Below are 21,440 nucleotides of genomic sequence, written 5' to 3'. Positions count from 1 at the left end.
CGTCTACGAGCGTACGCCAGGAGCCGCCCCCTGTCGGGGGCGCGCACGCCCGTCTCAGAGTCATTCTCGATCGCCACGCGGGGGTCCGGCGGCAGTCCCAGCGTTTCGCCGAACTTCGCGCGCGGCTCAGGGACGAGCGGAGACCTTGACCAGTCGCAGGGCGGCGTACGGCCAACCCCTGACCAGGTCGGCGGGCCTGGGCACCGCCGGTAGGCCGACGGGCGCCTCGCCGCAAGGATCAATGCTGGATCCGGCCACCGCGAGGAAGAGCACGAAGTGGTTGGCCGGAATACCGGGGCTGGACAGGTCCACGTCGATCGGCACCGCGCGCGGCAGTCGGGCGTCCAGCGGCACCGGCAACGGAAGCTTCGGTGAGCCGCCGGGAGTCTCGGCGCGGTTCCACCCGGTCGGAGCGGGCGGAACGGGCCCGCCGCTCAGGACCCCGTCCACGTAGGCGGGGATCGGCGAGACGTCGGTCGCCAACAGCGCCGACCGGGAGGGGCCGGAACGCCAGAGCAGCATGGCGAACGCGTTGCCGGCGGGCACCGGCTCGGTGTCGCGGTGGTGGATGAGGACATCGACCGTGCTGGGTTCTGCGAACACGTGGAAGACGTCGTTCACCACCTTCGGCGGAATGACGTTCTCCAGCAGGTCGATCTCGGTGGCGACCGCGTCCATCGCGAGCGGCGTCTGCCACGCCGGCCGGTACACGGCGAGGGGGTCGGACGCGCTGCTGGTGACGGCTCCGGCGGTGTCGAGGTGCGTGCCGCCGACCACGGCGTCCCACAACGCCTTGTTGATCGTTGGTTCGACCGGGCCGAGGGCGGGCGCGGTGCTGCGGTGGAGCTCCAGGAGAGCACTGAAGGTCCCCGGCCACTGGCCGTCGGCGTGCACAGAGGGATAGAGCCAGCGGAACGCGGTCTGGAACGTCCACAGCTGGTACGCGGGTGCGTTGCCGAAGTTCATGGACGCACCTGGCGAGAGCGGCCACCGTGGCGCCGTGGCGGGTTTCGCTCGCGGCCGGATCATGATGTCCCGGCTCGCGAACGGCACGACGTCCGGCCGGCCCGGCTTGACCCGGGGATTCTTCATCGGCGTCGGCAGCCGCCGCCGGTCGTCGCGGGCGTGCACCCGCAGGTACGTACGCTTCGGGTCCGGTGCGGCTCGCAGGTCGCGCTCCCAGACGCCCCGCGACTGCGTAGCGGCTCGCAGCAGCCGTGGGCTGTCGGCGGAGCCGTCCGGGTCGACCCAGATGTTGAGATCCTGCACCGCCACCTGGGGGAGTCCGTTGATGTCGGTTGCCCAGGTGTGCGGCCAGGGTGCGCCGGGTGCTGGCGGACCCGCGCCGCGCACCCCCTTCCATACGCCGGTCACGGTGCCGACATAGACCTCGGAGACCTCCACCGGATCGACGACCACCGCGTACGCCGGATCCAGAGCGGCCAGTTGGGTACGCAGCGACGTGGCGAAGAACCGGCTGCTCGCGTCGTGGAAGTACAGACAGGTGTCGGCGGCGTTCGCCAGGGTGCCGGTCGTGGCGAGGTAGAAGTCGTCCGTACCAGGCACGGGCGCGACGTCGCTCAGCATGCTGACGGCCGGGTCCGGGGCGTCGATGACTGGCGGTGTCAAGGTGACGTTGCTCGGTGCGACCAGGAGCCGCGAGGTCCACTGGTGGGTGACCGGGTCCTCGGTCCAGCGCACCAGCCCGTTCGCGAAGAGGACGAGGATCGTGGTCGACGAGACCCACTTCATGGTGACCACCTCGCCGAGCGGTCCCTTGCCGCCGCTGACCACGGGCAGCGGTGTACCTGCCGGGATGCCGACGTTGCGGCTGGCCGGTGGGTCGCTCCCGCCCGCTCGTGGGTTGGTCAGCGGTCCACCGGGATAGGGCAGGACGTTCCAGGTGTTCTGCGCGGCGACGCCGAGATCGGAGGTGAGCCAGACCCGGTTGGTTCCGAGCGCGATCCGGGCGGACGTGGGGCTGTGCCGGACCGCCGCGGCACCGGAGTAGAAGGCTGACGCCTCGCTCTCCCGATCGCTGGTGGGGTCGACGAACGCTCCCTGGGTGAGGGGGTTCACGAAACCGGCGAGCGGATCGCAGTCCCATGCCGCGAAGAACGCCTGCGAGACGATGACCTGCGACTCGTTCGGGTGGATCACGATGCCGCCACCGTCACCATCCATGGTGTCGTGCCACACCTGGTCGCCGACCCGGGACTGCCGACCGTTGTCCTGCGTACCGATGGCGGCGAAGTGGCTCGACGTCGGGTGGGCGGCGATGAAGTTGACCTCCAATGCGGCCATGCCCGTCGCCCGGGGGGCGAACGTGTGGGCGCGACCGGCCTGGGTCGACACGAAGACGCCGCCGTCGGTAGCGACCCAGACCTGACGGTTCGGATGGGTGCCGGCGAGCCGGATCATGTGGACGTCGGGGTGGATGCTGCCGCCGATGTGTCCACCCGTGGCCGCACCGTCACCGGCTGGTGGCGAACCCGTGCGGGAGACTCCGGCGGTCGGCACCAACGCCGGTCCGACGCTGACGTCGAGGCACCACAGCGACGCTCCGCCAGGACCGGTGTTGCCGCCGAGATAGACCCGGTCCACGCCGCCCACCACGTCGACCGCGATGGCCTGGTCGTAGTCGCGCTGTTTCTTGCCGAGCGAGTTGCCCACCCACACGACGGGCACGCCGGCGATCAGGTCGGCCGACGGGGCGGCCGCGGCCGCGGTCTCGATCCGCCAGACGGTGGCGACCGTGGCCGTCGGCGCGGCGGGTTGGCGGTCGCCGAGCACATAGACCCGGTCCGCCTCGGGGTTCGCGAAGCTCATCCGCCCGACCATGGGAACCGCCCCGGACGCGGTCGGGTCGAGACCCGACACCCAGTGGAACGTCGTGCCCAGGTCGTCGGTGTAGGCCACCCCGCTGCCGGGCGGTGCGACGCCGGCCCGCGCGGGCGTCTCGAGTCCGAGCGCGACCGCCACGAGGATCCGGCCGTCTGGATTGCCGCCGCGGGCGATCCAGAGCACCTCGGTGACGATCGGCTGCCGTCCGGCGGGAAGGCCCATGAAGGTGCCGAGAGCGGGCTTCGCCGTCCAGGTGAACTCCCCGTTGTGCGGCGCCGCCGCGGGGCGCCGGGTGCCGAGGAACAGGCCCGCGCTGGTGCCCGCCGCGACGCGGTCGACGCCGGGACTCGTCGCCTTGCCGGGGGTCGCCGCCGGGTCCCGCGCCAGCTCGAAGATGCCGAGGCCTTCGAAGACACCGCTCCCGGCCTCGGGCTCCCAGGTGGGGTCGTTGCCGGGCTTGGTCGCCGGCCCCAACGCCGCGAGGACACCCCGCCCGGCGAGCGCGGGCCTGGCGGGTGGTCGGCCGAAGCCCTGCAGCTCACCGGTGCCGACCAGGACGAAGTCCCGTGCGGCGTCGGCCTTGGGGTCAGGGCCCGGCGGATCGGCGAACGCGACGAGCAGCGCGCCGCAGGACTGCGCGTTGTGGACACCGCCGGCCACCGCCGACCTGGCAGCCCAGCCACCCACGGGCGACCAGGTGGCGCCACCGTCGTCGGTGTACCAGACCCCACCCTTCGCGGTCGCGGCATAGGCCCGGCGGCCGTCGCCGCTCACCGCGACATCGCGGACCCGGCCGGTGGCGCGGGGGAACGACGGCGCGAAGAACCACGAGAACGCGCGGGTCACGGACGGGCCGATCGGCACCCACCGGCGTTCGTCGCCAGAGGGAAACAGCTCCATCGGGACGCCGGCGGCTGACGCCTCGGCCGCGAGCCGGTCGGACATCGCGGTCGCGAGTGCGGTGGCGTCGTACTCACCGACCCGGCTGGCGACGAACGAATGCCGCTCGGCTGCCCGTCCCGACCGTCGGGTCCTGGGTCGTGACGGTCGTGAGCTACCTGACGTGGCAGGCGTCGGCTCGGTCATGACGGCTCTCCCGGTCCGTTGCCCGGTCCGTTGCCTGGCTCGTTGCCTGGCTCGTTGCCTGGTTCGGTGGGCGTGACCCTGATCCAGCCTTCCTGCGCCTCGTGCGGCAGTCGCGGGAGGTACGCGGTCTGGGTGGCGGCGACGATCGGGTCGTCCCGCCAGGTGAGCGGCCCGGTCCGCCGGGTGAAGGTCTGCTTGTCGCCGAGCAGCGTGACGAGCGGTAGGCGGATCTCGGCCGGGTCGACGAGGACCGGTCCGACCCGCACCGACGGGACCAGCCTCCGCAGCCCGGGCGAGGTCCACTCGTCCGACAGCGTGAGCTGTTTGCGTGGCAGGACCCCGGACGTGAGGTGGACCCGGCCGACCGGCAGCATCAGCAGCGTGAGGCGCGCAGTCTGGCCGGGCCGAAGCCAGATCGTGCCGTCGGGAACGACGTAAGGGTGGACGAGCGGGTCGACGTCCGGGACCGCGACCTGGCCGAGCAGGCCCAGGTGCCCACGCTGGCGGCCGCTGTCGATGGCCTGGGCGGCGATCGCCCGGTCCACCAGGCGCAGGTGGGCGTAGTCGTCATCGAGGTAGAACCCGAGCAGCGCGTCGTCGGTCCGGCTGAGTGCACCGAGCCGGAACGCGAACCGTTGCTCGCGCATCGCGTCGTACGCCGCCCGGCGCGCCGCCGGCCCGCCTGGCGCGACCACGTCCACCTCGTCGAGGTCGTCGGGCGCGTCCAACCGCAGCGTCGCCCGGACCACGGTCACCGGCCTGCCCACCAGACCGGCGACGGTCGGCGAACCGATCGCCGCGAAGGTGTCGACGGTCCACAGCGTCGTGTCGATGACCCGCAGCAGTGCCGACAACGCGCTGATGCCGGGTGGTGGGTCGAGGTCGCGCGCCGCGACGTCGGCCTGCACGAGGCCGGCGGCGATCTCGCCGGTGATCCGTGCCTGGCCGTCCAGCCCGGCCAGCGGGCCGGCGTCGGGTGGCAGCGGCCGGCCCGGCGCTGTCTCCCAGGTCACCGCGCCGCTCACGGCGTCGTGGCCGAGCTGCCCGATCGGCTTACCGGCGACGGTGAACGCCTCCAACGCCTCGTCGATGTGGTCGGGCAGCAGGAACCCTGCCACCGGGTTGACCGCGGCGGCGGGGTCGAGCTGGTCGACGTACGCCTCCCGCAGTTCGGCGGGGTCGGTACCGGCCGGCTGTCCCGGGTCGACGAGCCGGAAGAGCGCCCGGGCGAGGTGCTGGATCCGTGGGCGCATCCGGATGCCGCCCGCGAGCCCGTCCACCTCAAGGTCGAGCGTGGTGGCGGTGCCGGCTACCGCCTCCGGTGGGATGTCGAGCACCCGGCCGAACGCGTCGACCAACCGGAGGGCGTCGATCCGGAGCGTCCCGCCGAAGAGCGGGACGGGCGCGCCGGTCGCCCGCGGCAGGCTGTCGGCACCGTCGCTGCCGTCGTTGTCGTTGGCACTGTCGTTGTCGTTGTGGTCGGCACTGTGGAGGACGCCGACGTACGGGATGCCGAGGAGCTGCTCGCGGAGGCCGTCCAGTGAGGCGGACACCAGATCGAGCGGGGCGAGCAGATCTCCGAGGCGCCCCAGCAGGTCCTGGTCGGACGTCGGCAGGGTGGAGCTCCCGGTCGCGTCGCGCTGGAGTTCAGCCTCCCGCCAGCGGCGGATTCCTTCGTGCAGCGCCCGCGACACCCCCTGGCTCAGCGGGCTGCGACCGACGAGAGTCCTGCTGACGTCGGCGCCCGGATCCGTGGGCGGGTCGGTGGTCGGGTCCAGGTCGAGTCCGGCGAGTTGCCAGCCGGCCGTGGAGTCGTGCCCGTCGAGGGTGACCTTCCACTCCAGCCACAGTGGCACCCACGGCTGCCGCCAGGTGGTGATCGCCACCGGACTCGGCGGGGTGCCCCTGACCAGCGCGTGCTCGGCCAGTTCGGCGGTGATCTGCCGGTCGAGCAGCTCATCCCTCGTCGACCGTCCCTCCCAGGGGTCGCCCGGCGCCAGGGCCGGCGCGGGTGCCGCGGCCGCCAGGTGGCTCGTGCCGTCGTAGCGGCCGTCGACGCCGTACAGCCGGACCATCTCGGCGGCGAGCCTGGTCCGGTAGACCTCGACCAGCGACGCGTCCGGTGCGCCCGCCTCGACGAGCCACTGAAGGCCGTACAGGTTGAGCAGCACGGCTTCGCGGACCACGGTGAGCACCTCGTCGGGCACCGCGCCCGAGCCGAGCGAGCCGAGCACGGCAGAGCCCGTGACGACACCGTCGATCGCGGGTACGCACTCGCGCGGGTAGCGGCAGCGCAGCCGGCCCTGCTCGTCGTAGAGACCGTCGCCGTGGTGCCGGTGGTTCGGTCGTACGCCCCGCAACGCGAGCATCGGCGGCTGCGGCCGGAAGTAGCGCGGTGCAGGCCGGATGACCTCGCGGGACTCCGACAGCGCCGCCCCGGCTGGAGCGGGCGGTGTCTCCTCGGTACGCCGGGAGGCCGCGGTGCTCGCTCCGGTGCCGGACGTCAACGTGAGCTCGACGTCGGCCCATCCCAGCCTGGTGCCCAGCCGGTGCGGCGGCTGTGCGGCCCGGCCCTTGCGGCCCACCCGCGTGGGTCCGAGCGGAGCGGTGTCCTCCGCGCGCAGCCGGTCCGGTTTCGCCGCCGGCAGTGGAGCGCCGGGCAGTGACCAGAACCCGTCGCCGTGCTCGCGTTCGGCGAGGTCCTCCAGGCCGTCGGGGCTGCCGATCTGCTCGATCAGGCCACTGGTGAAGGCCGCCACCAGGCTCTCCGCCGACCGCCGAAGGGTCGCATCGAGGCCGAGCACCTGGGCGCCGAACGCCGAGACAACGTCGTCGACGTCCTGGCCGAGCGCGAGTCCGAGGGCAGCGGCATCGGGCCGGTCGTCGGCCGACGGGAGGGCACCCGTGACCGGAACGCCGAGCACGCTGCCGTGCACCAGCGTCGCGTAACGCGGCAGCGCCGGAGTCATGACGACCAGATCGGCGGCCCGCACCGGGGACCTGACCGTGAACGCGATGTCGTCGAGCGCGCCGGAGACGGTCCTCCCGTCGGCGCCGGTGATCCTCGCCGGAGCAGCGTCCTTCGGCGAGGGCATCCCCATCCCTTCGCGCATCCGGGTCAGGCGGGGGTCCTCCTCGACCAGCGCGTCGTCGTCGGCGTCGTGCACGACGTACCAGCCGAGATCGGCGAGGCGCGCGTCGAGCCGTCGTGGCCCGGTCGTGGCGGCGAGCGGGTCCTCGCCGAGGTCATTCCACCAGCCGGCCACCGTGTACGCCGCCTGGTCGCCGGCGAACTTCTCTCCACTGGTCAGGTCGTCGAGCGGGTCGTGGAAGCCGAACCGGCCCGCGCTCGCTTCGTACGACGCGGTCCACATCAGCGAGCCACCGGCCGCGGCGTCGAGCGGCTCGAGCACAGGGGTGTCGGGTGGCGCGGGATCGGGCGTGCCGGCATAGGTCGCGAGTGGGGTGACCGATCCGGTGCGGGCGTCGATCACCCAGCCCCGCGGGCGTACTTCGCGACTCCCGACGGGCTGGAGGGTGCGGACCACCACCCAGCGGTCGGGCAGGCGGGGCAGGTCGAGAGACTCTCCGGACGGATCGCTCGCGCCCGAGACCAGGGCGTCGGGCATCGCCCAGTGCAGGTGGACGCCGGCGGGCCGGACGCTCCCGGTCTCGAACGGCGGCGGATCGCCCGGGCCGCCGGTCATCGCGACGGTGACCTCGCCCCCGTCGGGCGGCACGACGAACGCCTGGACGTCGACGGGGACGAGGATCCGGGTGCGGCGGGAGAGCCGGTCGTCCCAGGTGCCGATGGTGGACAGCGCGGCGCCGGCCTGCACGAGTGCGGTGAACCGGCGGTCGAAGGGGACGTCGCGGCGGCTCTGCGGATCGACCATCAGAGACCCTCCGTCCGGAACACCTGGTCGACCATCGCCTGGTACGACACGGTCGGCCGGAACACGAACCGCACCGGAGTGGGCGCGGGATCGCCGAACACCTGCCGGAACGGGAACCGCACCAGCTGCAGGGCGTACTCCGAACTGTCCAGGCCGTCGGCCGCGCCGCTGCCCGCACGGTCCTTGAGCCGGCGCTCCAACTGCTGGATGTCCACCACACCTGTCGCGCCGGCCCGGAACGGCACGTCGACCGGTGCGCCCGGGAGGTAGTCGAACGTGGTCGCGTCGCGCGGGCGCAGCGTGGCCCGCACGTTCTCGTCGTCGCCCGTGGCGTCGAAGCCGAACTGCACCCCCTGCCGGGGCTCTTCGAGATGGACCACCATCGGCACGCCGTCGAACAGGCACAGCAGCACCGCCGGAGCGAGGCGTTCCAACCGCAGCAGCCGCATCCGCCCGGGCTGGTCCTCCGGCACCCTCGCCTCGTCGGCGTCCGGGCCCGGATCGATGCTGAACGCCCGTACGTGCAGCGCCGGCCACCCCGACACCGCCTGCGAACGCAGCAGGAAGCCGCTGATCGGCCCGGCCTCGCCGGCGTACCGGTTCGAGCCGGCCTGGCGGCGCAGGTTGCGTTCCTCGTTGTCGAGTTCGGCGCGCACCTGCGGGTACTGGTTCGAGAGCTGGGTCCGGTCGTCGCTGTTGACCGTTCCGACCGCGAGCGCGCCCTGCACCAGCGCATCGGTCCAGCGCCGGTCGACGTAGAACCAGCGGATCGACTCCGGTGGCAGCAGTTCGGAGTCGGCTACCAGGTAGGCGAACGGCACGCCGTCGAGCAGGCGGAGCCTCACCAGCCACTCCCGCAGCTCGGCCGGGATCGCGCCGTCGCCGTCGTCCTCGGTGGCGATGGCCACCGGCGGCAGCTCGCTGAGCGCAAGCGGCAGCTCCCTCAGCACCGTGCTTGCATCAACCTTCACCGGTCTCTCCCTCCTCGCGTCCGGACCGCGGCGTCACGCTGGTCTCTGCCGCCTCGCGTCCGGACCGCGGCGTCACGCTGGTCTCCGCCGCCTCGGCGGCACCGGCTTCGAGACCGGCCAGCAGCCGTTCCAACGCGTCCGGCCGGCGGGCGTCGCCCGCGAGGGTGTCGGCGACCAGGCGGTCGACCTCGCGGTGGAGGGTGCGGGCCAGGGTGTCCCGCACCTGCGGGGTCATCGCGTCGCGGAGACCGTCCGGCCGGAGCACCGGAGTGTCGCGCAGCCGGTCGAGCACCGTCACGGCATCGCCGTCGAAGAGGTCTGCGGGAAGCCCGAATCCCCTGGCCAGCAGGCGTTCCGGCCCTTCGTCCACCGGCAGCGGTCGACCGGGCGACACCAGCGGCGCGGGGTCGCCGAGGAAGTCTCCCGGCCTGGTAGCGACGGCGCTTCCCAGGCTCCTACCCAGCCGCACACCGAGGTGTCCGTCCAGCAATCGGTCTCCGCCGAGCACCTCGTCGAGGAACCGCACGTGGTCGCTCCACACCGCCTTCCGGCGGGCGGTCTGGTAGCCGTCCTGCCGCCACCGCATCAGCGCCGCGATCATCGACGGCCGCGCGAGCGCCAGCAGCCGGCCGATCTCGAACGCCGCCGCGAGCGAGATGTCCTCCCGGCCGTCGGGTACGACGATCCGGAGCTGGTCGGCGGCGTGCGCGAGCGGCAGCCGGTCACCTGGTGAGTCGGTGGTGGGATGCGCGACGAACGGGCCGCGATACCAGGACCGCACCGGGTCGCCGCGTCTCGTCCGGTGCGCGAGCCCGGTGTGCCCGGTCTCGACGACCTCGATCGGCGGCCGCCCCGTCACATCCGGAGCGACCGTGTCGTCGGGGGCCTCCGCGTCCCCGACCGTGCCGAGCAGGCCCGAGTCCAGCCCTTCGACCAGCGACCGGAACGTCATGGTGCCGAACGACGTGAAGCTCCAGTGCAGCAGTACCGGGAACCGCAGCGTCGGGTCCACGGCGACGAACTCGCCCGCGACATAGCCCGACACCACCGCCTCGCTGAAGTCGCGGGCCATCTCGGCGTAGACGTCCGCGTGCTCTCGTACCGTCGGCTGGGCGGACCAGCTCGCCTGCTGGGTCGAGCGGACGGCACTCGTTCCGGGGTTGGGGACGGCGGTGACGGTGCCAACGGTGCCGATGGTGCCGGCGGGCCCGATGTTCACGTCGTACGGCTGCCGGCCCATCGTGGTGTGGTCCCACTGGGCCTGGTCGGCGTAGGTCGTGGCGACCTTGACCGGCAGAGGGCTGAAGGGCGCGGGCTGCGGCGCGCTGGGCAGCAGGCTGGTGAACTGTCCTTCGAGGTTGACCAGGCAGGCGAGGTACTTCACGGGGACCTCGGTGCCGTCCGCGTCGTGTCCCTGCAGGGGCAGCCGGTTGCTGATCACCACGGCCAGGAAGCCGTCGTCGTCGCCCATCATCAGCTCGGTGTCGTGGATGTCCACCTCGCGCGCGTGCGCCAGCAGTGGGACGTCGAGCTGGGTGGGGAAGATCCGGTCGACCATCGACTTGCGGATCTGCAGGTAGTTGCCGAGCTCGACGTCCGCCTTGCCGGGCAGGGTCCGGCCGGGCGTCACGCACTCGGACACCGGTTGGTTGAGCTGGAGTTCGGCTTCGCCCTCGGCGACCAGCACGAGTGCGAGCCACGGGGTCGAGGGCGGGACGCCGTTCTGCACCTGGCGTTCCCAGGGCAGTGTCCGGCGGCGGATCACGATCTGCGGAAGTCGGGTCCCGTACGCGCCTTCGTTGCCGGCCGGCGGGTACGTCGACAGCACCTGGTCGGGCGGCAGCGTGTAGCGGGGCGCGCGCACGGTGACGTGGGTCGGCAGCTCGGCGACCGGCAACTGGCCCGGGTCGTGCCCGGTGGCGCTCATCACCTGGCTGGTCGTGAAGCGGTAGTCGCCGGCCTGCAACGGTGGCTCGATCCGGGAGTACAGCACGAACTTTCCCTCACCGACGGCCATGCGCGTCACCTGTTCCCTGGTCGTCCCAGCTGATCCGGCAGCCCTTCGCGGTGCCCGCGAGCAGCCGGCCGCCGGCCGCGACGACGCCGTTGCGGACGACCTGTCTGGTCAGTTCGTCGACGCCGTGCTCGGCGCCGAGTACGCCGGTCACCTGCCAGTCGCCGCCCGCCCGCACCCGGACCGTGACGGGCCGCTTGCCGGGCTCCTCGGGCTCCACCGGATAGACGAGCGCCGCCTGATCACCGCTGAGCAGGACGGTCGGCGGTTGTTCGTCGCCGTTGGCGTACGTCGCGCGGCGCGCGCCGGACAGGTCGAGCGACACCGCGTCGACCCGGTCGGCATCGCCTTCCTCGACCACGATCGCGACGGCTCGGACCGGGCGGGCGAACCGCGTGCGTACGGCGGCGGCGGCGGCCAGTAGCTCGCCCGCGGTCAGCCAGGTGGCACCGCGGGTGGCCGGGCCGCCGTCGGCGGTGAGGACGCAACCGGCGGCCAGTGCCGCGTGCGAGCCGAGCGAGCAGACGCGCGACCGGATGTGCCAGCCGGCCACCCCGTCACCGTCGTCGACCACGCCGTCCGCCTGCACGGCGACCAGCGCGGCTCCGGCCGGCAGCGGGAGTCTGTCCGTTGTCGTGGTGTCGACGACCACTTCGCCGTCACCCCGCAGGACGGTCACCCTGGCCTGCCCGTCGACCGCCAGCACCGGACGCGGCCCCGACCGGCCGCGGGGAACGTCGACGGACGCGTCCGGCAGCGCGAGCACGATCAACTCGCCGGAGTCGAGCGGCCGTCCGGTTGTCTCCGCCTCTGTACTGGCGGCGCGGGCGGCGCGGGCGTGGCCGTCGGCGGTGGCGCCGACCGGCTCGAAACCGCCGGTGAGGCCGCCGACCGTCCCGCCCACCGCGCTGCTCCCGAGCGGGTAGGACCGGGCCGCTCCGGTCGCCTCGGTCCGTGGCACCCGTTCGACGGCGAGCGTGCCGGACCGTTCCGTCGCTGGTGCGACGACTGTGTGCAGGCGTACGGGGAGATGCGTGCCGAGCCGGGCCTGCACGGAGTCGAGGGTCGGTGCTGGACGTCGCTTGATCCTGCGGTCGGAGACCGTGGTGCCGGAGGCCCGGGCGGCCACTCCGCTACCCGCCGTCAGGTAGCCGACCACCACAGGCGGCCGGAGCGGCCGGGGCTCGGGTGGGGGCGGGGGTGGAGTGCGTGCGGCGGTCGGGTCGTGGGCGTTCTCCTCGACCATCCCGTCCGCGAGCGTGCCGAAGAGCGGTGGCGCTGCGACCTCGCCGCGGTACGACGCCCGCGCCAGGCCGCTGCGCGTGCCGGACGACAGGACACCGGCCGGCAAGGCCTCGACCGGAACCGCGAAGAGCCGTTCGCCGGCTGCCTGCAGTGCCGCCGCGACGGTCGTCGGCTGCGGCACCGCCACGGTCCCGGCCGTCGCCAGCAGGTCACCGCGCGACGGGCCACCGGCCTGCAACGGCAGCGGCCGCCGGGATGCCTCCACCCGGTAGTAGTCGATCTCCGGGCCGCGCGCCATCGTCGTCGCCTCGGCGACGAGCCGGACCTGGTTGCCCGCCCGGACCACGTCCCCCTTCGGCAGCGGCGCGGCGGGCAGGCCGGGCGCGTCGGGAGCGCCCCATGCCCCGATCGGGAACGACTCCCGGCCGACCGCGCTGCCCTCCGGTCGCAGCTGTGCGGCCGCGAGGTTGCCCCCGAGCACCCGGAGCTGGTCGGGGAGCGCGGTCCAGACGCCGGTGACGGGATCCCTCCGCGCGAGCCGGATGCGCAGGGTCGAGCTGAGACTGCCGGCCCGCATCGGCTTCAGCCCGAGCGTCGCCGGCAGGCCGTCGGAGCGCACCACCGGAACCGGCACCGGTCCGCCGGCCAGGTCGACGTCGACAGCAGAGGTCGGCACCGTGGTCACGACAGTGAGCTCGAACTCGGCGTACACCTCGAACGGCCGCGTCGGCGTGCCGTCGGAGGTCGGCGCGGAACGGTCGCCACCCGTCGCCGCCGGGAGCGTGCCCCGCCCCGTGATCGCCGAGAGGACCCGGGCGGTCCCGCCGCCGGCGTCCTCGAGGTACTTCGCGACGAACTCGGGCCAGCTGAGGGTCCGAGGTTCGACCCGGCGTCCGCTGCCGAACGGGACGGTGATGCCGCACGGCCCGACCTCGAACCTCGCCCGGCCGGAGAACTCCGGCCCCCATACCGTGATCCGGCCGCTCGTCGAGATGCTGATCCTGACCGTGCCGAAGAAGGTGCTGATCTTCACGCCGGCCGAGATCCGCGCGTAGGCCTCGACCTCGTACCAGAACGGATCGAAGAACACGATGCCGTGGGCGCCGAACGCGACGCGCGCCCACGCCCAGCCGAAGTTCGCGGTGACCTCGACGTCGACGCCGGCCATCAACGCCTCGGACGTCAACGCGAGGTAGGCGCCGCCCTTGACCGCGATCTGGTCGCTGACACGCCAGGCCAGCCCGAGCCTCGGCACCTGCGGGTAGCCGTCGCGGTGGAAGTCGGGGTGGTAGCCGCCGAGGGTCAGGACGAACTGTCCCGCGAGCGGTCCCTTCCACCAGGTCGCGAACGCGAATCCGCCGCTCAGTCGTACGTCGGGATAGAGCAACCAGGAGTTCTCGGTCAGCGCGGCCCGAATCAGGAAGACACCCTCGCGGGTGGAGAAGCGGGCCAGCAGACCCAACTCGATCGACACCAGCGCCGCCTCGGGCCGGGGCAGCGCCATCCGGGCCAGCCCGAGCAGGTTGATCTCCAGCCCGTCACCGAACGACACCGCCACCACGGCGATCCCATCGACCAGCGCGAAAGAAGTGAAGCTGATCCCCGCGGCGAACCAGAAGCTGCCGCGCTGCGGCGGGAAGTACGCGTTGAGCCTGCGGAGCTCGTCCATCGGGTCCTCGGGCGGCCGGGCGGCCGGGTCGAGCGCGGCGATGAACGGGAACTCGTGGAAGCGGGCGGCGTCGTCCGGCACCCGCAGGCCGCGGTTGATGCCGAGGCCGCCGCCGAGACCGGTGACGAAGAAGGCGGGCGGGCCGCCGATCGGGCCGTTGATGGCGCCGAAGACGAAGAACGACGGGTCGCCGGCGTCGTCGGTGTAGCCGCCGAACACCGACAGGCCGTACACGCCGAACCGGCCGAGCAGCATCCCGACGTACGACACCGGGCCGTCTTCGGGCGGGCCGATGGTCTTGAGCATGCCGCCGGCCAGCGACGCGCCGGATAGGTCCGCGGCGACGGCGAGCCCCATCAGGTCGACCGCCCAGCTGTCGACGTCGAGCACGTCGCCGCCGGTCCAGCTGAGCGAGAGCCGGTCCACCGCCGCCGTCAGCCCCAGGATCGAGACCCGGCCGTCGAAGTACAGCGAGATCCGGCTGACTGTCCCCTCGGTCTCGACGGAGTCGAAGCCGAGCCGTTCGAGATAGAGCGGGCCGAGCTGGCGCTGGACCAGGATCCACCACGGCCCCGGCGGCGGTCCGGCCCGCAGCGAGATGGCCGGGTCGAGACCAGGGTGCTGCTGGACGGCGAGCGAGGGTGAGAACGCCGGGCGGCTGGACGCGCCGGCCTGGCCGGCGTCGTTCAGGATGCTGTTGGCGACCGCGTTGGTGCCACCCCCGCCGCCTGGTGAGAACGCGAGGCCGGCGAGCTCGAGGCGTACGCCGCCACCGGTACCGGCCGGCGACGCCTCGGCGTAGACATGCGTGGCGATGGCGTCCAGGGTCACCGCGCCGAGGGACAGCAATGGCCCGGACGCCTTGGTGAAGCGCACGCCGAGGCCGGCGACCGAGACGTCCGGGTCGATCGTCAGTGTCGTCGCCGACGTGCCGGACAGCACGTAGATGGCCAGGCCGGCCGGGACGTCGGGATCGACCCAGCTGGCGTCGACCTCGAGCTCGACCCGGGTGTCGCCCTCGACGAGGGTGAACCGGCGGCCGGGAACGATGGACAGGCTCATGCCGAGCTGCCGGGTGGTGGTGCCGGTGCTCGCCAGGGCGATCGTGACCAGGCCGCCCAGCGTGACCGACAACGCGGGCTCCTGCGCGGCGTTCCAGAGCAGCCGCTGCAGGCGGGCGAGCAGCGCATCGGCGTCGAGGAGGTCGAGTGCCAGACCGGTGTCGACCTCGGTGCTGCCCGGGCTGTCGCCGAACACGACGCCCCGCAGGACGGCCGTCGCCTCCGCGGTGAGGACGCCGTTCAGGCCGTCGGCCACAAGGCCACCGGCGAGGGACAGGGCGAGCGCCAGCAGCCACTGGCTCGCCTCGGTCGCCGACCCGAGCGTTTCCCCGCGCGCCGTACGCTGCACCGCGGTGAGCGTCGGCGGGTCGGCGTCCAGACCCCAGCGGAACTCGACCGCCCGGGCGGCGTCGTCGTCGAGGGCGAGCCCGACCCCGACCATGCGACCCGAACCGAGGGCACTGCCGGCCCGGATCGCGAGCAGTGGCCGCAGCGCGAACGATCCCAGGTCGAGGACGACCGGACCGAGCAGCGCTGCCACCTCGACACCCGCGGCCGAGAGCCGAAGCCGCTCGAGTACGAACCGGCCGACGCCGACGATGTCCACGTCGGCGCGAAGCTCCAGGGCGGGCACCGCACCACTCGCGTCCAGCACGAGCACGACTGGTGCGCCGGTGCCGAAGCCGACCGTCAGGGTGCCAGTGCCAGTGCCAGTGCCGGTGGTGACCGTGACCACCGACCCGTCCGGATCGAGCGCGGCGGCCAGGGCCGCCGCGCCGGTGGAGACGAGTTGGGGGAGCCGCGCGCCCAACCGGGCCGCCGGGTTCTCGGCGAACGCGGCCAGTCTGGCGGCGGTGAAGTCGGTGCCGTCCCGCAGGTCGAGGGCCGCGCAGAGGTCGAAGACCGCCTGACCGACGGCCTTCACCAGTGACGTTCCGGCGTCGTCGCGATGCGCCGCGATCGCGTCGAGTACCGGCGGTAGGACCATCTCGCCGGCGGCGGCGAGTGCGGCACCGAGTCCGGGGCCGTCGGGGTAGAGCGGCAGCGGCGCGGCCGGCGGCCGGAGCAGGCTGAGCCGGACGGCGGGGTCGGTGTCGGGAGCGACCGCCAACCGGAGGCCCCGCCCGTCCACGTCGACCGACACGTCCAGGGTGGGCCGCGGCTGTGCGTCCGGCCCGATCACCAGACCGCCACCGACGTGCGTGGTCACCGTCGTCCCGTCGCCGCCATCGACGTCGAACGACAGGTCGAGGACGAGGCGCAGCCGGTCGCCGGACTCGACCGCGTAGCTCACCACGGCGCCCTCGGCGATCGGCCAGCCGGCCGCGGCGCCACGGTTCGGCACCACCAGCGGCGCCAACGCGTCGAGCAGCGCGACCGCACTGGCGGCGGCGTTCGTCCGCCAGCTCGCCACCCCGTGACGCAGCCAGCCGCCTGGCTCCTGGATCAGCCCGATCGGAAGGACGACGTCCCGGAAGCCGAGCGGGTCGGGCGGCGTGAGCAGGCCCACCGCGTCGAGGGCGGCGTCGAGGGCCGACGCGGCGGCTGTGGAGACCTGTTGTCGCAGCGCACCGAGCAGACCGTGCGCGGTCACCGCGGGAAGCAGGACCGTCGCGAGGTCGCGCACCGCGCCGGGGTCAGGGCTCGGCACCAGCGCCACCTCGCGGACACTCCCGTCCGGCGCCGCCCACTCGACCCGCACGGTGGCAGGGCTCGCCCCGGCGAGGAGTCGCAGGCCGCCCCCAATCTCGCCGCCCAGGGCCGACGGATCCAGTGCTCCGAGGCTCGCGGTGGCGGCCACATCGGTCGGACCCATCGCCACGTCGACCGCGAACGGCGGCAGGCCGGGAGTGGTGGCCCGCAGCGCTCCGGTGAGGGAGCCGGTGGCCACGTCGAGGCCGATTGTCGCTGGACCGACGGACCACCCCACCGCAGTTCCCGTCCCGGTAGCCGCCGGGACCAGCGCACGCAGCAGGCTCGCGACCTCGGCGGGTGCGTCCGCGATCCGAGCGCGCATCGTTACGGCGGTGTCGTACAGCAACCGGTCGAGCCCGTCCGGGTCCAGGCCTCCGTCGCGGGTGAGCCCGAGCAGGTCGAGAAGGGTCGCGAGGTCCGCGGACGCTGCGCGCAGCCGTGCCACCACGTCCGCGAGCAGGACCCGGACCTCGGGCACCGCGGTGGTGAGGTCCGCGGCTGGTACGCCGGGCGCGGCACCGGTCGGGTCCGCTCGTACGACCCACCGTTCGCGGTCGACGCCGAACCCGAGCGCCTCGTGCAGGACGAGCTCGGTCTCGCCGGGCCGGCCGTCGAGCGGGACGTCGATCCGCGCCGACATCCAGCGCAGCTCGCCGATCGTGCTGCCCGAGCCCGGCCCACCGACCAGCCAGCCGTCGGTGACGCCGAGGTGGACGTCGACGACCACGCCGCGGACCGGTGACGCCGCGAGTCCAGGCCCGTCCGGTGCCCGGCCGATCTGGCACAGCTCGACCGTCGCGCCCACGCCCACCCGCAGGCCGCCGAGGTCCAGGTCGGTCACCGGTAGATCGATGCCGGCGTGGACCGCGGTCGGCGTGGTGTCGCCATCCGTGTCGAGCGCGGGCGAACCGAGGGCGGACGCCGCGACCCTGGCCTGGATCCCGTCCGCGACGAAGGCGGCAAGGCCGTGCCCGAGCGACTCCTCGTCCAGGCTGCCGAACACCGCGTGCACCGCGAGCCCGGGCCGTCGCGCCTCGGCGCCGGCGGACGGCAGGTCACGGCCGGGAGCAAGGACGTCGAGACTGCGGCGGACGACTCCTCGGACCTGCTCCAGCGGGGTTGCCTCCAGCGCGAGGAGCGGGTCCGGCCAGGTCTCCTCGTCCGCCCGACGCAGTCGCCGCAGCAGCCGCAACGCGTCTCCACCGAGACCGCCGCTGAGGCTGTCGACCGCGAGCCCCGCCCACGGCGTTCCGACGGTGACGACGTCCGTGACGGCGGCCAGCGTTGACGCGGCCCGGATCACGGCGGCACCGCACGCGCCGTACCCCACGAGAACAACCGGATCGCTCCGGTCGGCGAGGACCCCGGCCAGCCTGGCGGCCTGCTCGCCGATGCCACCACGCTCGGGGCGGGCGGTCGCCGCGTCGGCTGGCGTCGGCAGCCGGACGAACCACGTGCCTCCCCCGACCGCCGGCACGGTCCCGGACGAGTCCGCCCCGCTGCGGTCGAACGCCGTACCCACCGGCCGGTCGGTCACCCAGGTCGGCTCGCATCCAACGTGGACCACCGCCACGGGAACGGGGTCGAGCACGTCGCTGACCAGGTGGCCCACGCTGCCGAGCGCGACCAACTCGTCGTAGCTCAGGCCGTCGAGCTCGACGGCGGTCACGTCGTCCGGCAGCGCGGCGGGACGACCGACCAACCCGTCCGTGCCCGCCCAGCGGGTGAGGAGCAGTCCGAGTCCCTCGGCGAGCGAGGCCCGTCCCACCAGCAGGTCGGCCAGGTCCGGCAGCGCCTGCGCGGAACCGCGCAGCACTCCGACGAGCACGGCCGGGTCCGGGCGTTCGCCCCCGGCCAACGAGCCGAGACTGCGGAGGAGATCATCGGTGTTCGGTGGGCAGCCGGGTTCGGTCCAGACAGCGAGGCCAGGGGCGCGCGGTTCACCCGCCACCGGGCAACGGAACGGATCGCGTACCGAACCCGTCCCGAGCGGCGCCGACCAGCGGAATCCGTTGAGCAGAGCGGCCACCGGTCCGAGCGCCAGCCTGATCCGGTCGCAGTCGAGCACGAGGTCGGCCAGCCACTCGCGTAGCGCCGCGCCCGGGTCGGCTCCGACCAGTCCGGCGAGCGGCAGGTGGGCGCCCGTGCCGGTCCAGCCGACCAGGGCGAGCAGCGCGTCGACCACCGGCAGGCGAAGCTCCGCAAGCAACACCCCGGCGGCGCGCTCGACCGCGTCCCAGTCCGGTGTGGGGAGGACGAGTCTCCCGTCGGCGTCCAGCGCGGGCAGGCCGAGCGGGATCCGTTCGTCGGATCCGCCGACGACGACGGCGAGATCCTCGGCGCCGAACGTCGTCCTGAACCCGCGTCCCGGTGCCCAGTTCGCCCGGGCGACGAACGCCCTGGCCTCCAGTGCCGCCGCACCGAGGGCGAGCCTCGCCGGCTCGGAATCCTGCCGACTGAGCGAGAGCGAGCCGTGCGCCTCCACGAGGAACGCGGCGGTGCCCCGCGACAGGTCGGCGCGCAGCAGGGTGATGCCGAGCGTCCCGGCGACCTCGTACTCGGCAAGGACCGGCGTGGTGACCCGACCGATCAGATCGGCAAGGAGCTGGTCGTCGTCCCGCCACACGTCGAGCTCGACGCCGTCTGCCAGCTCCACCCGCCAGGGGGCGGTCGTCGTGCCCGACCCGGTTACGGACGCGACAGGAGCGCCGGTCAGCAGCGCACGCAGCCGGCCGAGGACGTCCGCGGTCGCGGCCGGATCGGCGGTGAGGTCCTTCCAGTAGGTTCGGACCGCGCCCAGCGGGTCGGTGAAGAACGCGGACACGTCGAGCGGGTCGATGCCGGCCGGAGGGTCGAGGCCGAGCAGCCGGTTGACGAACGCGCCGGACGGACCCAGGCCGTCGATCGCGGCAGCGAGCGCACTCTCGAGTACGGCCGTCGCGGAGTCGAGCGCGGCCGACGGCGAGGAGAGGTCGAGGACGTCGTGGTGGGGACCGCCGCTGGTCGCGACCACATCGTGCAGGGTGAGGACGAAGGCGGGTCGACCGGTCGGGTCGAGCGCGACACCGGTGTGCAGACTGCCGACGCTCGGAGTGGAGCCGGCCAGCAGCGCTGTGCCGCCCGCGTCGGCGCCGAAGACCGCCTCCGCACGGAGGCTGGGCAGCGCCGTACAGGCACCGGTACCCGTGTCGGCACGCAGCAGGTCGGCGCTCAGGCGTGCCCGGGCACCAGACCGCGTGTCGACCGACACCTCCACCCACGGCACCAGGACCGCGTGCACGGCCGCGCCCGAACCGACGCGGACCCCCACTGTGACGTCGAGCCGTCCAGCGGTGATGCGTACGGCGTCGTCTGCGGCCACCACCGTCCCGTCGACCAGGCTGGCCAGCTCACCGAGCCACGCGTCCCGTGCGGTGTCGTCGGCCAGCACCTGTTCCACCCAGCCGACGAGGGCGGACGGGCCGAGCGCCGGCAGGTCGGCCAGCGGCAGCGGCGGCAACCCGGCCACCGCGCGCAGACCGAACAGCCCGGCGATCGCGCGGAACGGCGCCAGCGCTGGATCGAGGCCGGTGAGCACGTCCGCCTGGGCCCTGACCAGTCCGAGGACGAGGTCGAGCACGTCTGAGCCGAGTTCGTCCAGGCTGGACGCATCGACGGCGATGTCCCGTGGCGCGGATGCACCGGGAAGCTGCAGGCCGCGCAGCTCGAGTTTCACGCCGAGCTGGTCGCCCGGGGCGGTCGGGATGGCGAGGTCGAAGCAGATCCCGGCGATCGCGGGCTCTCCGGGAGGAGGTGGTGCACTCTCGCTGAACGTCGCCGCTACCCCGATCTCGACCCGCGCTCCGTTCGTACCGAGCAGCAGCCAGCCGGGCATCGTCCCGGCCTCGGCGGGCGCCGGCTCTCCACGGCGCGCGAACCTGAAGAGGGGTACGTGGACGCGGGTCGCCACGCGCGGAGGCCCGCCGGCGGTCGTGTGTTCCAGCCCTGCGCCGAGGCGGACGTGACCTGCCGTCTCCTCCAGTACGGCGTACACGGTCAGGTGCGGGTCGGACTCGGTGAACAGCGGCACCCAGGTCTGCCTGGACCGCTCGCCGCGCTCGGGCGGGCCGAGCGCCTCGTCGACGAAGCCGAGCAGGCCTTCTCGCTGGTCGTCGTCGGCGAGGAGGTGCCGCAGACCGTGCTGGTTACCGGTGGAGGTAGCCGCACCGATCGGGTCGCCGAACCACGACGGGTTGGGCTGGCCGTTGCTCTCCAGCAGTCCGATCGCCTTCGCGAGCTGGGCGAACGCATCCAGGCTCTCGGCGTTCAGCGTCATGCCCGGCTCCACGCGATGCGATGCCGAGCCATCGGCTGGATCAGCAGGACATCGCGTTCCGCCGCGATGGACGCGGGAACCAGCGCTCGGCCGGACGCGTCCTTGCCGGCGGCCGCGCACAACTGTTGCGCCAGGTGGACGGCGGCCTCCCACGCGAAGGCGATCAGCGCCGTCGACCATGCGTCGAGGACGACGTCCGGTCCGAGCGGCCGGGTCAGTGTCGACATCACCAGCCCACTCGGCGCGTCGGCAGTGCCGACCCCGAGCGGGACCTGGGTCGCCGCGTCCTCGCGGAGTTGGTCGCAGGTCACCGGGAGGGTCACGATGACAAGCCCGGTGAGGCAGCTCAGACCGATTCCGCCGGTGTGCACCAGCAACTCGTTGGCACCGTCCACCCACACGACGTCGGGCGACGACCCGCGCGGGATGTCAGCGACGAGACGTACGGTCTGGCGCAGGATCCGCTGTGCACCATCGGCCGGGACCTTCAACAGGTCCGGAGCGCGCGCACCCGGGTCGAGTTCGAGACGCGGGTCGACCCGACGGAACCAGCTGTCGTCGCGGACGGCGACACCCAGCACCGTGGGCTGCGGTCCTTCGGCCGCGGTGGGCTTCGACGCGCCCGGCCCCGGCATAGCCCACCG

General features: G+C 73.4%; 6 protein-coding genes. All 6 read right to left on the bottom strand.

Annotation, left to right across the window (positions count from 1 at the left end; genetic code table 11):
* Positions 1–126: 126 nt before the first annotated feature.
* Genes ABN034_RS29685 through ABN034_RS29660 form a run of 6 tightly spaced genes read right to left on the bottom strand, consistent with a single transcriptional unit; the run spans position 127 to position 21,431 of the window.
* A complete protein-coding gene (locus tag ABN034_RS29685) occupies positions 127–3,930 on the bottom strand; it encodes a beta propeller repeat protein (RefSeq protein ID WP_349694290.1) in 3,804 nt (1,267 codons plus the stop codon).
* Positions 3,927–7,826, bottom strand: a complete 3,900-nt coding sequence (locus ABN034_RS29680; protein ID WP_349694289.1) for a hypothetical protein — start codon at positions 7,824–7,826, stop codon at positions 3,927–3,929. Before ABN034_RS29680 ends, ABN034_RS29685 begins: the two co-directional genes overlap by 4 nt.
* Positions 7,826–8,797: a hypothetical protein gene (locus tag ABN034_RS29675; RefSeq protein WP_349694288.1), complete on the bottom strand. Its 972-nt coding sequence runs from the start codon at positions 8,795–8,797 to the stop codon at positions 7,826–7,828. The genes ABN034_RS29680 and ABN034_RS29675 overlap by 1 nt, the downstream gene beginning before the upstream one ends.
* Positions 8,787–10,814: a hypothetical protein gene (locus ABN034_RS29670; RefSeq protein ID WP_349694287.1), complete on the bottom strand. Its 2,028-nt coding sequence runs from the start codon at positions 10,812–10,814 to the stop codon at positions 8,787–8,789. The genes ABN034_RS29675 and ABN034_RS29670 overlap by 11 nt, the downstream gene beginning before the upstream one ends.
* Positions 10,801–20,796, bottom strand: a complete 9,996-nt coding sequence (locus ABN034_RS29665) for a DUF6603 domain-containing protein (RefSeq protein ID WP_349694286.1) — start codon at positions 20,794–20,796, stop codon at positions 10,801–10,803. The genes ABN034_RS29670 and ABN034_RS29665 overlap by 14 nt, the downstream gene beginning before the upstream one ends.
* Positions 20,793–21,431, bottom strand: coding sequence for a hypothetical protein (locus tag ABN034_RS29660; protein WP_349694285.1), 639 nt, complete (start codon positions 21,429–21,431; stop codon positions 20,793–20,795). The genes ABN034_RS29665 and ABN034_RS29660 overlap by 4 nt, the downstream gene beginning before the upstream one ends.
* Positions 21,432–21,440 lie beyond the last annotated feature (9 nt).

Origin of the sequence: Actinopolymorpha sp. B11F2, from assembly GCF_040195635.1 — a bacterium.
In the GTDB taxonomy this organism is placed as follows: Bacteria; Actinomycetota; Actinomycetes; order Propionibacteriales; family Actinopolymorphaceae; genus Thermasporomyces.
The sequence above is the reverse complement of the archived record's forward strand: the minus strand, read 5'-3'. Positions and strand labels throughout refer to the sequence as shown.

Coding starts and splice junctions, on each gene's coding strand:
- ABN034_RS29685 (WP_349694290.1), bottom strand. CDS start 3,930: ATGACCGAGCCGACGCCTGCCACGTCAGGTAGCTCACGACCGTCACGA.
- ABN034_RS29680 (WP_349694289.1), bottom strand. CDS start 7,826: ATGGTCGATCCGCAGAGCCGCCGCGACGTCCCCTTCGACCGCCGGTTC.
- ABN034_RS29670 (WP_349694287.1), bottom strand. CDS start 10,814: ATGGCCGTCGGTGAGGGAAAGTTCGTGCTGTACTCCCGGATCGAGCCA.
- ABN034_RS29665 (WP_349694286.1), bottom strand. CDS start 20,796: ATGACGCTGAACGCCGAGAGCCTGGATGCGTTCGCCCAGCTCGCGAAG.
- ABN034_RS29660 (WP_349694285.1), bottom strand. CDS start 21,431: ATGCCGGGGCCGGGCGCGTCGAAGCCCACCGCGGCCGAAGGACCGCAG.